General features: G+C 39.3%; 12 protein-coding genes. 4 read left to right on the forward strand and 8 right to left on the reverse strand.

The features are described 5' to 3' along the window. Positions 1-526 precede the first annotated feature (526 nt). A complete protein-coding gene (locus F6K18_RS29470; protein ID WP_287526163.1) occupies positions 527-1,348 on the reverse strand; it encodes a hypothetical protein in 822 nt (273 codons plus the stop codon). A gap of 209 nt (positions 1,349-1,557) precedes the next feature. On the opposite strand from F6K18_RS29470, the gene F6K18_RS29475 reads away from it, so the two are divergent. Further along, on the forward strand, positions 1,558-2,835 hold the full coding sequence (locus F6K18_RS29475; protein WP_287526164.1) for an NAD(P)/FAD-dependent oxidoreductase: 1,278 nt from the start codon (positions 1,558-1,560) through the stop codon (positions 2,833-2,835). Positions 2,836-3,101: 266 nt separating this feature from the next. On the opposite strand, the gene F6K18_RS29480 is transcribed toward F6K18_RS29475, so the two are convergent. The 5 genes from F6K18_RS29480 to F6K18_RS29500 form a co-directional block, all read right to left on the reverse strand. Continuing rightward, positions 3,102-4,850, reverse strand: a complete 1,749-nt coding sequence (locus tag F6K18_RS29480) for a nucleoside hydrolase (protein ID WP_353735210.1) — start codon at positions 4,848-4,850, stop codon at positions 3,102-3,104. After that, the gene (locus F6K18_RS36980) at positions 4,804-5,052 is read right to left on the reverse strand and encodes a hypothetical protein (protein WP_353735211.1); all 249 of its coding nucleotides are present in this window, start codon (positions 5,050-5,052) and stop codon (positions 4,804-4,806) included. The genes F6K18_RS29480 and F6K18_RS36980 overlap by 47 nt, the downstream gene beginning before the upstream one ends. 251 nt (positions 5,053-5,303) lie before the next feature. Further along, positions 5,304-7,817 carry a HEAT repeat domain-containing protein gene (locus tag F6K18_RS29490; protein WP_287526165.1) on the reverse strand — a complete coding sequence of 838 codons (2,514 nt, stop codon included), beginning with the start codon at positions 7,815-7,817 and terminating at the stop codon, positions 5,304-5,306. A gap of 419 nt (positions 7,818-8,236) precedes the next feature. Next, complete coding sequence (locus F6K18_RS29495) at positions 8,237-8,422, reverse strand: type II toxin-antitoxin system HicA family toxin (RefSeq protein ID WP_287526167.1); 186 nt, start codon at positions 8,420-8,422, stop codon at positions 8,237-8,239. 22 nt (positions 8,423-8,444) lie between these two features. Beyond that, entirely contained in the window at positions 8,445-8,717 is a 273-nt protein-coding gene (locus F6K18_RS29500; protein ID WP_287526169.1) for a type II toxin-antitoxin system HicB family antitoxin, read from the reverse strand. 47 nt (positions 8,718-8,764) lie between these two features. Here F6K18_RS29500 and F6K18_RS29505 point away from each other — a divergent pair, with 47 nt between their 5' ends. Then, positions 8,765-8,953, forward strand: coding sequence for a hypothetical protein (locus tag F6K18_RS29505; RefSeq protein ID WP_287526170.1), 189 nt, complete (start codon positions 8,765-8,767; stop codon positions 8,951-8,953). Between the two features lie 168 nt (positions 8,954-9,121). Next, complete coding sequence (locus F6K18_RS29510; RefSeq protein ID WP_287526171.1) at positions 9,122-10,327, forward strand: Coenzyme F420 hydrogenase/dehydrogenase, beta subunit C-terminal domain; 1,206 nt, start codon at positions 9,122-9,124, stop codon at positions 10,325-10,327. A gap of 598 nt (positions 10,328-10,925) precedes the next feature. Here F6K18_RS29510 and F6K18_RS29515 read toward each other — a convergent pair. Next, on the reverse strand, positions 10,926-11,060 hold the full coding sequence (locus F6K18_RS29515; RefSeq protein ID WP_287526174.1) for a hypothetical protein: 135 nt from the start codon (positions 11,058-11,060) through the stop codon (positions 10,926-10,928). A gap of 91 nt (positions 11,061-11,151) precedes the next feature. On the opposite strand from F6K18_RS29515, the gene F6K18_RS29520 reads away from it, so the two are divergent. After that, positions 11,152-11,604, forward strand: a complete 453-nt coding sequence (locus tag F6K18_RS29520) for a nitrate reductase associated protein (protein ID WP_287275547.1) — start codon at positions 11,152-11,154, stop codon at positions 11,602-11,604. 292 nt (positions 11,605-11,896) lie between these two features. On the opposite strand, the gene rimM is transcribed toward F6K18_RS29520, so the two are convergent. Continuing rightward, positions 11,897-12,526, reverse strand: coding sequence for a ribosome maturation factor RimM (rimM, locus tag F6K18_RS29525; RefSeq protein WP_287526177.1), 630 nt, complete (start codon positions 12,524-12,526; stop codon positions 11,897-11,899). Positions 12,527-12,859 lie beyond the last annotated feature (333 nt).

Below are 12,859 nucleotides of genomic sequence, written 5' to 3' on the forward strand. Positions count from 1 at the left end.
ATCAGGCAGTGGAATTGTTCGTACAATGTGCCATACTTAATCGTATGATACAGAATTGTCAGCCAGAAAGCTACAAAGTAGAATTCGCTCTTCACTAATTAACTTCTCTTCTGGGGAGAAGTTGCGATCGCAACATTCATGCAACAAAGCCACTCATTTCTGCTCTCCTAAGCACTGGTAATTCAAACAATAGATTTGTTTAATATCTTATATCATGTCCGCTTGAATACCTACACTTAGGAGGAAGGAAGGCAGAAGGCAGCTATGCTGAGGGCAGAAGGCAGAAGGGAATATTGGTTCAAAGCCAGAAGGTTTTTTATTACTGATTATCCGGATAACTCTAAAATCAAACCTAAAGTATAACGCATCCTTACTAATTCAACAACCGAATTTGCGCCAATACAAAAACAGCAGGAATCGCACGGCCATAATTTGTAGTAATCGCTCTCCAACCCAAATCGGCATTTTTGGAGAGGTATATTATCGATTATCCGTACATCCGTGGCATAATCCGTGTCTAGCTGTCCTAGTTCAACAACCGAATTTGCGCCAGGACAAAAACAGCAGGAATCACACGGCCATAATTTGTAGCGATCGCTCTCCAACCCAAATCGGCCAAAAACCAAGTCCACAACATCGGGCCTAAAAGTCCTAAAGCTGTCCGCGCTGCCCCATAACGAGCTGCACTTATGGCCATACCTCGATTAGCCATCTGCATAGTTATGTGACTTTGAAACTGAGCTGCTGCTGTTGCCCCACCCCTAACTAATGCTGCTTTTGTTACTTGATATTTAGCAAAATGAATAGCAAACTGACGGGCAAATTCCTTAAGTAAAATGGGTTTCAAAATCGAACTCACAGCCAAAGCACTACCACCTTTCAATAGTAAACTTAATGGATTTTTTTGTATTAATATTGGTAAAGGCTGAGGCACATTAGATTCGGCAAGGGATCGACATATACTTTGGCTTAAGACCTCTTGTTCTGATTTTGGTAGGCGTTTCCATGCCTGACCTAAAACATGAAGAAATACCTCTGCTTCTAAATCTATAGTTGAAAGCTTTTGAGAGTAGGAAATTTTCAGATAACGACAAACTTTAATTAAAGCTTGCCGATAGGTTATTTGTTGAGTGCGCCCTCGCAATACTGTCATGCCATCTGCCACCAGATAACAAAATCTTTGCTCTAGGGCGTCTAACCAGGCATCGCGATCGCGACTTTGTACATCTATGGGTAGAGGAGTCTGGAAATAATCCAAAGGATTAATCCCACGCCCAAACAAAAGTTCTGTTAACTGTTGTAACTCCTCTTCTGTTGCTAATTCCAGTGCTGCTCTTAGTTCATTCAACTTACGTTCCTCCACACCCACTAAGCATGAGTTAGTTATTTTACCAGGACTTACACAAATTGACTTTTAAACCACCATCTGTAGGGGCGAATGGCATTCGCCCTCTCTTTATGTAGAGTCTCTGCGTAAGTCCTGAAGCAAATTACCAAATTAAGGCTGAGTGCCAAGTTATTATAACATAACTATTTATTGTCGCCAGGAAAATTATTATGGGATCGCAACAATTTGATGTTACAGTAATTGGTGCTGGTATGGCTGGTTTAGTCTGCGCTCAACAACTCCAGCAGGCTGGTTATTCGGTGGTGGTAGTGGAAAAGTCTCGGGGAGCGGGGGGACGGATGGCAACTCGCCGTGTATCAGGAACTCGTGTAGATCATGGGCTACGTTATCTTGAACCCAAAGGTAAATTTTTGCAACAATTAATTAATTATCTAGAAAGAAAAAAAAATGGCCTTTCTTCCCAGCACATTCTGCAACTTTGGACTGATAAAATTTATGAACTAATTCAACCCCAGAGGTTAATACTTCCTATTACCAAAGATTGTTATATTGCGCCCCAGGGAATGAACTCTGTGGGTAAATTTCTTGCCCAAAATTTAGAGGTTTGGTTTAGTAGGCGAGTGGAAACTATGCAAGCAACAGTGGAGAAAAATTGGCATCTGAGTCTGGAAATTACTAATGATGTTGCTACTGAAAAACCTATAGAAGTAATATCGAAAGCTGTTGTTGTAGCTATTCCTGCACCTCAAGCATTAATGATTTTAGATAAACCTGTTGCGGAAACGCCACCGGAATTTCTCAATAATTTGCGTTTGGTGGAATATGACCCCTGTATTACTGTGATGGCGGGATATTCTCCAGCTCTACAGGAAAATTTACCGGAGTGGCGAGCGATCGCTTTTCCTGATGATGACTATCTTGCCTGGGTGGGTGTTGATAGCAGTAAGCGTCCCCATTCTACTCAACCTGTATTTGTCATTCAAAGCAATGCCAAGTTTGCCACTACCCACCTCGACACCACAAACTTACAACCAGTAGGGCAAGAATTACTGGAGTATACAGCACAACAATTAATGCCATGGTTAAAATCTCCAGAATGGTTGCAAGTGCATCCGTGGCGTTATGCTTTTTGTCGTCAACCTTTAGCTGTTTCTTGTCTGACTACAGAGTTGCCTTTGCCATTAGTAGGTACAGGTGACTGGTGTGGCGGAGTTAATGAAGTCAGAAGTCAGAAGTCAGAAGCGGTGCGACCCCGCGACGACGCCAGTCGCAAGGGAACGCGCACCAAGAGAGTCAGAAGTGATTTTTGTAATGGTAATTTGAGCAACCCTCCAAAAACATTTGGCCTTAAAAGGCGGGGAGTTAAACTCAATTATTTTGATAATGTTGAGAGTGCTTTCGCTTCTGGGTTAGCAGCAGCAAGTTGGGTAAATAGTAAACTACAAAATTTGTTGTTACCAGGGGAAAGTTTTTTGCGAGAAATTTAACCTTGTATAGCAGGCAACAGGCAACAGTGAGAAAAACATTGCCTAATATCATGTTCGGTTGAATACTTACACTTTGGAGGAAAGAAGGCAGAAGGGAAGAAAAGGTTAGAAGGGATAAAGTTTTTTGACCGCTGATTATCCGAACATGATATAATCTAAGATTAATTATTAGTCTATGTCCTTACCAACTTGTTTCTTGCTGTATTTTGAATAAATAGGTGCATTCTTCAGCAACACACACCTATTTATTACTTACACAGTTATGTTTATGCTCTAATCACAAAATCATCTACCGTTGGAAAAACTTCATTAGAAATCATAGCAAATAAACCACCATTTCCAAAACCATCTTCACTGCCATTAGCATTATAATACAACCCGTTATCAATAGAATTATAAACAATTATAGCTTCGCTCTCAGCAACAATACCATCAACTGAGGCAAATTCATCACCCAGACTAGCACCTGTTTCAGTTGTAATTGCAGCAAATGTTGTTAAGTCTAGTAGAATCTTATCCTGACCAGAAACAAAATCAGTAATTTCATCGACACCTAGCTCCACTTCACTGAATGCTTGGTTAGCAGCAAAGATAAATTTATCCTGACTAGCACCACCAGTTAGAGTATCGTTACCTTCACCACCATTGAGGCGATCGCGACCTTGACCACCACTGAGATTATCATCACCGCTACCACCTAATAAGGCATCAAAACCTATCCAACCAATGAGATTATCATCACCACTACCACCCTTGAGGGTATCGTTTTCGTAGCCACCCTTGAGAGTATCATCACCAGCACCGCCATTAATACTATCGTCACCACGGTTGCCCAGGAGTTCGTCATTGCCAGCAAAACCAAGAACGGTATCATTGCCACCGAGACCTTGGAGAAGATCGTCATCTTCCCCACCTGGAATTAAATCATCACCAGAAGTAGCTTTTGGCGCTAAAGCAGAGAAAACTTCGCTAGCATCAAATGAGAGATTATCAAAACTAGGGTCTAGGGAAACATTAACATTTGGAGTTCCATTAGGATCGACAATCATATCCCCTTGAGTATCACCTGGATCTGAATCTGTATCTATATCAATGCGCAGGGGAGTTTCTTCAGAAAATTCTGGTTCAGCGAGATTAATAGCTGCTACTAAGTCCCACACTGGATTAGGATCGTTGTCACTTTGAATAACTTCCAAAGCAAAATCTAAAAATTCTGCAGCAATTAAACTTTCTGGAGTATCCGTATCTACCCAAGCTTGAGAATCATCAGCATCAAACTCTATTTGATTAGTTGCATCTAGTGGGGTAAGTAGAATATTTAGCCCATCATCCCCAAACTCAAACACTTCCTGAGCAGCTACAGGGTCAATCCAAATATTAAATTCTGCCTCTAAGTTGGTAGAAAAAGGAGGATCGGGCAGCACGGGTAGATTCCCTTCTACAAATACTGCACCACCCATGATTTGCAGAACCGAAATATTATCAACGATAGTGGGGTCTAGTCGGAGAGCTTCGGCAATGTTGGTCAATGGGCCAGTTGCTAAAATAGCTACAGGTTCGGGAGAATTATTAATAGTTTCGACGATTAGTTCTGGTGCAGAGCTAGTTTCAACAGGTTGCCTGTTGCCTGCGCACAGCGCTATATTAATAAAGTATTCAGTTAGATCGATGTGAACTTCTGTATTTTCTAATTGTAAGAATTTCCAAATATTTCCAGTGGTGACGACGCCGTATATGGTGGAAATTTGATTGCCTTGTTGTTGATTAAATATTTGTGCAGCAATCATTTCTGGGAGACATTGCCCTAATCCGGCGTTTAAGTTTTCTTTTTTTGCTTCTACAATGGCAAAAACTGGAGATTTAATAAATAGTTGTTCTGGGTCTAGACTAATGAGAAAGTCACAAGTACCATTTAATCCTCTGGCAGTATCGACGTTAAATTCTGTTCCGGAAAACAGGCTAATTTGATTATTGAGGATTTTTCGGAATTCTATTAAAATCGGAGCAATAATCATTTCTGTTTGCGGAGATTTCCGTCAGGAAACGGGCTTTTTCTGTATTAATTGCTAAGGCTAATGGTAAGTTATTTTGTAATGTTTGTTTTAAAAATTCGCTTGGTTTAACTTCCGGAATATTGGCAAAAAAATCGACTTTTTCATTGATTGTTAAGGAAAATTCTTGTTGGATTTTGGGTAATGTTAAATCGCTGTAAGGCATTTGATCTTTTCTCCTTGAATGTGTAGTTTTTTGTTGTCTGAAAAACTATTCAATTTCCTCGAATGTAGGTTCCTATAATTGATATTTTTCCTTGGTATAGTCTCCGGAACCTGCATCAAGTTATTGGAGGAGAGATAAGGTTATAGTAAGACATAAAAATTTGATTAATACGTTGTATATTTGTTTTCTAAAGAATGTTAATTTCATCATTTTTTCCTGTAAAATATTCATTAATCGAACAACTGGGTTTTCTACTTTTCATCTTCTGAATTAATGCCTAACTTTTCTAGTGCTTTTGCAGCAGAAGAACGCACCTCTGGGTATTTATCTTGAAGTAAAGCTAAAAGAGCTTGTACCACAGATTCAGAAGCATTACCTAAGTTGCCTAATGCCCGTGTAGCAGAGGAACGCACAATTAAATTATCATCTTGAAGTAGAGTTAATAGAGTTTGCACTACAGGTTCAGAAGCATTACCTAATTTGATCAAAGCCTCCGCAGCAGAGAAACATACTTCTGAATTCTCATCCTGTTGAAGTAGAGCTAATATGGCTTGTATAACTGCTTCTGAATTACTGCCTAACTTACCCAACGCCTCTGCTGCAGAAAAACGCACTTCTGAATCATTGTCCTTAAGTAGGGTTAGTAGAGCTTGCACCACAGTTTCAGAAGCATAACCTAATTTGCCTAACGCTTCTGCTGCCAAGTCACGCACTTGTGAAGCGTCATCTGTAAGTCGAGCTAATATGGCTTGTACTAAGGGTTCAGAAGCATTGCCTAAGTTTCCCAATGACTCTATAGCAGATAAACGTATACTTAAATCATAATCTTTGAGAAATTTGACAATATCAGGAGCAACAAATTTAGCAACCGAACCACTATCTCCTATTTTGTTCAGATCGTCTACCCTATCTTGTACCGTTGCCCCTGGAGCAAACAAGTTTCGTACAAGCCTTTTAATCCTTTGCCTCTCTAACTCTTTTTGTAAAGCATCCAAATCTAATCCTGCCAGGTAGCCAATTTTATCTGCGACAAAACTAGCTACTCTAAACTCCCAACCTTTTGCCAAACAACAATCTCTCACTGCCAGCAAAAAGCTTTTAATTTCTTCCTTACCTGATTTTTCCTTTGCTGTTGCCACGAACTTCCGCCACTTTTCCTCATCATCCTTATTCTCCTCTACCAAATATAGTGCAGCTAGATATTCCGCTAACGGTTCGAGAGCAAAGCGAATTTTGTTTCTGTCTTTTCTTTCACCATATCCAATAGACTTAAGCAGTCGCAGGTGTTTCTCAAAATACTCAAGACATGATATTGCATCATCTCTCCCCAAACTGCTAAAAGCTTCAACTACTTCTTTGCGCTCCGCATACGATGGTCTATAATTTTGCTCCAAACATTTCCAAGCAATTAGTTGAGCATCCTTTTTAACTGTAGGATATTCACTCCTAGTCTCTCTTTCTCCTTGACGGTTCAACTTTTCTAAGTGGTTAAGTATCAGATCGGGAATATTGTCGAGAGAACCCTCAGAGGTAACATTATTCTCCTTACTATTAATCATCTTCTCAGCATAAAGCTTTGCTAGCAAAACAGTTATAGTCTTCTGTTCCCCAACAATGCGTGCAAGTTGAGCGCATTCCTGTAAAAATTCTTCTTGATCCACCTCAAACAACTTCCACTTATTACACTCCTTCAAATACAACTCAATAAAGTAAGCTAACTTTCCCGCATCAAACCGGAGAGTTTTAATTTTAATATCAATACCCCGGAATTTTTCCTCTATTCTGGAAGTGACAATTAAAGCATTTGCCGGAAATTCTTTCAAGTCGGGATTAAATTTCTCTTGAGTTTCTTGACTCATCTCCGAATAACCATCTACAATCAATAAAATTCGGCGCTGTCGTAGGAGTTGTTTAACTAATAATTCATCAACAATCATTTGTTCGTTGTCGATCAACCCCTGAATTTCTGCCATTATTGCTTCCATTATCGGTTTGATGCCATCTCCAGTATTATCAATTTCCTTCTCAATTAAAACTGGTAACATCAAATGTTTAGCTAAAGCTTTAGACTGATGCTGTTTTTTCATTGCCCATTTAGCAATTTGACAAGCAATAGTTGTTTTTCCCGATCCTCCCTCGCCCCAAATTAACAGTCGCACTCGCTTTTCTCTGTTAAAAGGTTCGCTCAAGGTTTCCGCTGTCAGCTCATCAATTTCCTGACTGTTTAATTCAACTGGAAGTGAAACATAATCTTTTCGCTCCTCAACAGTTTCATTCTCGAGAAACTTCTTTTGAAAAGTCTCCAAATGTTTTTTGACCCAAGCATCTAGTACCCTGGGAGGATACTTGAGAAAACGTAAGAGACCAACAGGTAGTTTAAATTCTGGAGTTATTGGTGTTTTCGGTATCTTTAATTCCGCAGGTAGCAGCAATAACCCTAGAGGGTAAAGATAGAAAACTCCCACATATAAACCAAAAATCAGCACAGGTATTAAAATTAGCCACCCTTCCAACTCTTTCTCATCATCAGAATTTTCCGAATTTTTCTGTGTTTTTTGTTCGGTGGGTTTACTTGTCTTTTTTGGTTCAAGACTAGCAGTAGGTTGAGGGTTAGGTTGAACATTTTCTTGGGCAAATACTAGACTATTAATTTGCTTAGTGGTTGGGTGTAATGAAGACAAACTTGTTACTATTAAAGGCAAAGAAGTAGACACCAGAGCTATTTTCAGCACAGCTAATAAGGTCTGTTTCGGTGGTTTGACCATAAATTAGAATACCCAAAAAGAGAATTTTTGAAAGTATATTATAGCAATTATTCATTGTAAGTAAATCGGTGATTATATAGGAATTAAGCACCTCAGCGATCGCCCCTCAGAAGCAGTTGGTTTTGGAGAAGCGATATTGCATCCGCAACGCTCCGCGAACGCTTTGGAGTAACTATAGAACCCCTACATGGATCTATAAACGGGAGTGTGGGAAGAGGGGGAAGAGGGGGAAGAGGGGGAAGAGGGGGAAGAGGGGGAAGAGGGGGAAGAGGGGGAAGAGGGGGAAGAGGGGGAAGAGTGGGAAGCTTGGGGACCTAGATTCTACCTTTTTCCCCTATTCTATCTATATTCTCGATCTCCTGACTCGGTCCTCCTGACTCGGTCCTCCTATGCCACTTTGCAAAGATACCAAATGGCTTCTATAAAGTCACCCACTCATCAAGGGAGATAGGACGAGCGATAATTTCCTCAATTTCTCGAATCATCATCCGCAATTGGGGTACAGAATATTCATCGTTAGAGGGAATGGTTAAACAGTTATCATCGAAGACCATAAACTGGTGTCGGGAGCCAGAAAAAGGTCCATCAAATCCCAATTGTCGCAATTTTTTGACAAAATCCCGACGCTTACAGGGTGTCCACCGGATCACGGGTTGGCTCCTCGTTCAAATTGATGTTGTTAATAACTGGCAGAGCATGACGGAGTTTCAACCCTATTAGAATCCAATCTTCTAAGGTCGAGCGTAACTCATTCTCGCACTGGCGCAGTGTGGGTGCAAATGCGATAACGCCTTTGCAGGATGGAATTCTACCGACGAAAGTGCCATCTTCGAGTTTATCGTAAACTGCTTCGGACATTGCTTCGTCTATATATTGGCTTAAAATGTAATTTACGCTCATTACCGAACCTCTTTTAGTTTCCTGCTAAATTTGGGAATATCCATCGGTTGTCTTTGAGAGATTACTACAATATTAGTTCTAACATGGGGGAGAAGATTTGGGAACGGGAGATTTTTGGCGTTCCATATGAGGAATTTGTCAATAGACCTCTCCAGAAAAGAGGGAACAGGGAACAGGGAACAGGGAACAGGGAACCCACCCCTCGCCCCTCCCCCTCCCAGGAGGGGAATAATTGATAATTTATGGATAATAATTGATTTTATTTTTGATTTTTACCAGATGTCTAATAGACCTCTCCATAATGATAACTGATAACTAAAAAGTGGTATTCTAGATAAAAGTTCCTAACTTTGCCTCCCTATTAATGGAGGTGAGGTACTGATAACTGATAACTGTTAACTGAAATGACTATTTCAACTCCAAACACCCCCAAACACAAGAAAGCTAAAGCACTTAGACCAGGTGCGCGTCGCCCTGCCAAAGAACTCTGTAGCGAATGTGGTTTGTGCGACACATATTATATCCATTATGTCAAGGATGCTTGTGCATTTCTTAACCAACAATTTGACAACCTCGAACAAGAAACTCACGGACGCACCCGCAACCTCGATAATGAAAATGAGACTTATTTCGGCGTTCATCAAGATATGATGGCAGCTCGGAAAAAACAACCCATCGAAGGCGCACAATGGACTGGTATTGTGAGTACGATCGCCTGTGAAATGTTGAATCAAGGTATTGTGGAAGGCGTGGTCTGTGTACAAAATACTCAGGAAGACCGCTTTCAACCAATGCCAGTTATTGCCCGGACTCCAGAGGAAGTATTGGCAGCAAAAGTGAATAAACCGACTCTTTCTCCTAATCTTTCGGTATTAGAAGAAATTGAAAATTCTGGGATGAAAAAATTGTTAGTAATTGGGGTTGGTTGTCAGATTCAAGCATTACGAGCGGTGGAAAAACAATTAGGTTTAGAAAAGCTCTATGTTTTGGGAACTCCCTGTGTGGATAATGTGACTAGAGAGGGTTTGCAAAAGTTCTTGGATACTACGAGTAAGTCACCAGAAACTGTGGTGCATTATGAATTTATGCAAGATTTTCGAGTACATTTTAAACATGAGGATGGAACTATAGAAAAAGTGCCGTTTTTTGGGTTAAATACTAAGAAACTGAAAGATGTTTTTGCTCCTTCTTGTATGAGTTGTTTTGACTATGTAAATGGTTTAGCAGATTTGGTGGTAGGATATATGGGAGCGCCTTTTGGTTGGCAGTGGATTACTGTTAGAAATGAGACGGGAAAACAAATGTTAGATTTGGTGATGAATCAGTTAGATACTCAACCTGTAATGTCTCAGGGAGATCGAAAAAATGCTGTTCAACAAAGTATTCCGGCTTACGATCAAGCTGTAACTTTGCCGATGTGGGCTGCAAAATTAATGGGAGTTGTTATTGAAAAAATTGGTCCTAAAGGTTTGGAATATGGGCGGTTTTCTATTGATTCTCATTTCACTCGTAATTATCTTTATGTGAAGCGGAATTATCCAGAAAAATTAGAGGCTCATGTGCCGGAGTTTGCTAAGAAAATTGTAGGACAATATAAGTTACCGAAATAATTTTTTGTTTGTAGTTTTGCTCTAGTCCTTTATACCAATTTGATAAATGTTTGCTACATTTTCTTGAGCGGGGGAGTGGAGCAGGGTCAATTTATTGTCACACTTAGAAAAATTGATAGGGAGATGGGGAGATTCTTAATATTTGCACAATTAAATGTATTTCATATCCATATAAATATTCTCTGACGACAATGAATTAGACCTGGGGGAGTGGGCAGGTGGGGGAGAAGTAAAAATAAGAATAATTAACAATAACTAGCTAATAATTATCAAAAAAAGTTATTCAGTCTGTGTTAATTACTTAATATAGCAATTCTCATATTGGTGAGGTACAAAATTCGTTTGTTTTAGGGAGTAGGGAGTAGTAATTCGAGAAAAAGGGGATATAAAAAAAAAGAAAAACAACTGTATCTCACTAATTTGAGAAACGCTATAAAACATTTTTATTATGGCTAATTAATCAGACTTAATATTAGGGCTAAATAGGGCTTGCTGATTAAATATAAAAGCATTGACATATAAATACAAGTGCCTTTTTGGGAACGAAAAAAGTGCGCCTGTTTCAGTCTAAAACGCTCAAAAAGTTAGTATTTTAGGCTCATAGTTGGGCAGAAAAATCACTCTTACAATTCTTACTCCTACTTCCTCTAAATTCCCATTTATCCCCTCCTGGGAGGGGTTGGGGGTGGGTTATCTCCTGTCTCCTACCCCTACTAAAATACTTTTTCAGCAAACCCTAAATATTAGGAATAGAGCAAAACTACGAGCCTAATCATAACTGTTTTACCAGACATTATATAAAACTGAAAAATCAAGAAAATATGATGAATAATTATTTTGAATTTGAGCAAGACTTTGTAGAATCTCTACGATGTATTCCCATGATAGTCCGTTATAAATTAGATACCTGCGGAGTTAAATTAAAATTATCTCACTGGCATCAATTTAATCATTTAATTCGTCAAGAGCTAGTAGATAAATCTTGCACTACACCAGAGGAAATTAAAAATTATCGAGAGTGGCTATATGAGTTAGTAATTCAACATACAGATACTCCTGCTAAAGAATTATCTATAGAACTAAATCCAGCTTGGATGGATGACACAAAAATTCCGGATGCTGTTCAAATTAAAGCTCAAGAAACAGGGGTTGAAATTAAATTAGAAAAATGGAAAAATCTAACTCCACTACAAAGATTTGTTCTGATTAAACTTAGTCGCCCAAGCCATGAAAATAAAAACTTTTTACCTGCTATTAAAGAATTTCAGTTGATGTAATTTTTTAGGGAGCATCTCATATTTGCAAAAATACTTTTTTTCTATATATTCCCTGTTGCCTGTTGCCTGTTGCCTGTTGCCTGTTGCCTGTTGCCTAAAAGCGATAATTTTTTGGCTTTATCATTTTCTTTGTGGGTTTAATACCCCACCGTCTACACGGTGTTCAAAATTACTTGGGGTTAGAATCCCCATGTAATTTTCCTCCTGTCTCCTGTCTTCCCCTCCTGGGAGGGGTTGGGGGTGGGTTGTCTCCTGTCTCCTTCTTCAATCAAAATTGAGATGCACCCATTTTTTATAAGTCAATTAAGCCTAATGGAGGAGTAATTTCAATAACACCTTTTTCAAAATCAACTTCAGGAACAATTTCTTTAACAAAAGGAATTAATAGATTTTGAGGAGGGGAAGATTTAGGCTTTTTCTGATTTTTTTTACGCCGACTTCTCCCACTTTCTTGTAGTGGTTTATCTTCAGTAATAGCTTCAGAAATAATAGGAGTATCTGTAGATATTTTTTCTACCTCTAATAAATCATTTCCTGCTGAAATCATACTCACAACTTTACCAATAATTTCCCCATTTAATTGATTAATAACTGTCAAACCAATTAAGTCTGGTAGATAAAATTCATCCTCTGCTAGTTGGGGGTGATCGCCTCGTTGGACGAACAAATGACTATTGCGTAATGCTTCAGCTTGTTCGCGATTTTCAATCCCTGCCAACTGTATTACATATAACTCTTTACCAGGAAGATAACGACCACCCAGTAACTCAATATCTTGGGGGTCTACCTGACCTGGTTGTAATAACCATCTTTTTCCTGGTTCTAAGAATCTTTCTGGAAAGTCAGAGTTAGGATATACTCGCAACTCTCCTCTCAAACCTTGAGGAGCAACAATTCTACCAATTTCAATCCATTCAGACATTTTTAAGTCAAAAGTCAAAAGTCAAAAGTCAAAAGTCAAAAGTCAAAAGTCAAAAGTCAAAAGTCAAAAATTTGCTATTTCTATAATAGACATCTCCAAAAATCAAAAATCAAATCAATTATAGTACAGAAATTATCAATTATTCCCCTCCCAGGAGGGGGAGGGGCGAGGGGTGGGTTCCCTATTCCCTATTCCCTATTCCCTCTTTTGGAGGAGATGTCTAATGCTATAGATAGAAATATTATTAGTTTATCATTTCCCTTATGGGTTTAATACCCCACCGTCTACACGGTGCTCAAAATTGTTTGGGGGAGCGTAGACGCGGAGCGGCTT

It is taken from the genome of Okeania sp. SIO2C2, from assembly GCF_010692625.1.
Classification (GTDB): domain Bacteria; phylum Cyanobacteriota; class Cyanobacteriia; order Cyanobacteriales; family Microcoleaceae; genus Okeania; species Okeania hirsuta.

Bases quoted from the DNA above. Each gene is read 5' to 3' on its own strand.
- F6K18_RS29475 (WP_287526164.1), top strand. From the start codon at position 1,558: ATGGGATCGCAACAATTTGATGTTACAGTAATTGGTGCTGGTATGGCT.
- F6K18_RS29480 (WP_353735210.1), bottom strand. From the start codon at position 4,850: ATGATTATTGCTCCGATTTTAATAGAATTCCGAAAAATCCTCAATAAT.
- F6K18_RS36980 (WP_353735211.1), bottom strand. From the start codon at position 5,052: ATGCCTTACAGCGATTTAACATTACCCAAAATCCAACAAGAATTTTCC.
- F6K18_RS29490 (WP_287526165.1), bottom strand. From the start codon at position 7,817: ATGGTCAAACCACCGAAACAGACCTTATTAGCTGTGCTGAAAATAGCT.
- F6K18_RS29500 (WP_287526169.1), bottom strand. From the start codon at position 8,717: ATGAGCGTAAATTACATTTTAAGCCAATATATAGACGAAGCAATGTCC.
- F6K18_RS29510 (WP_287526171.1), top strand. From the start codon at position 9,122: ATGACTATTTCAACTCCAAACACCCCCAAACACAAGAAAGCTAAAGCA.
- F6K18_RS29520 (WP_287275547.1), top strand. From the start codon at position 11,152: ATGAATAATTATTTTGAATTTGAGCAAGACTTTGTAGAATCTCTACGA.
- rimM (WP_287526177.1), bottom strand. From the start codon at position 12,526: ATGTCTGAATGGATTGAAATTGGTAGAATTGTTGCTCCTCAAGGTTTG.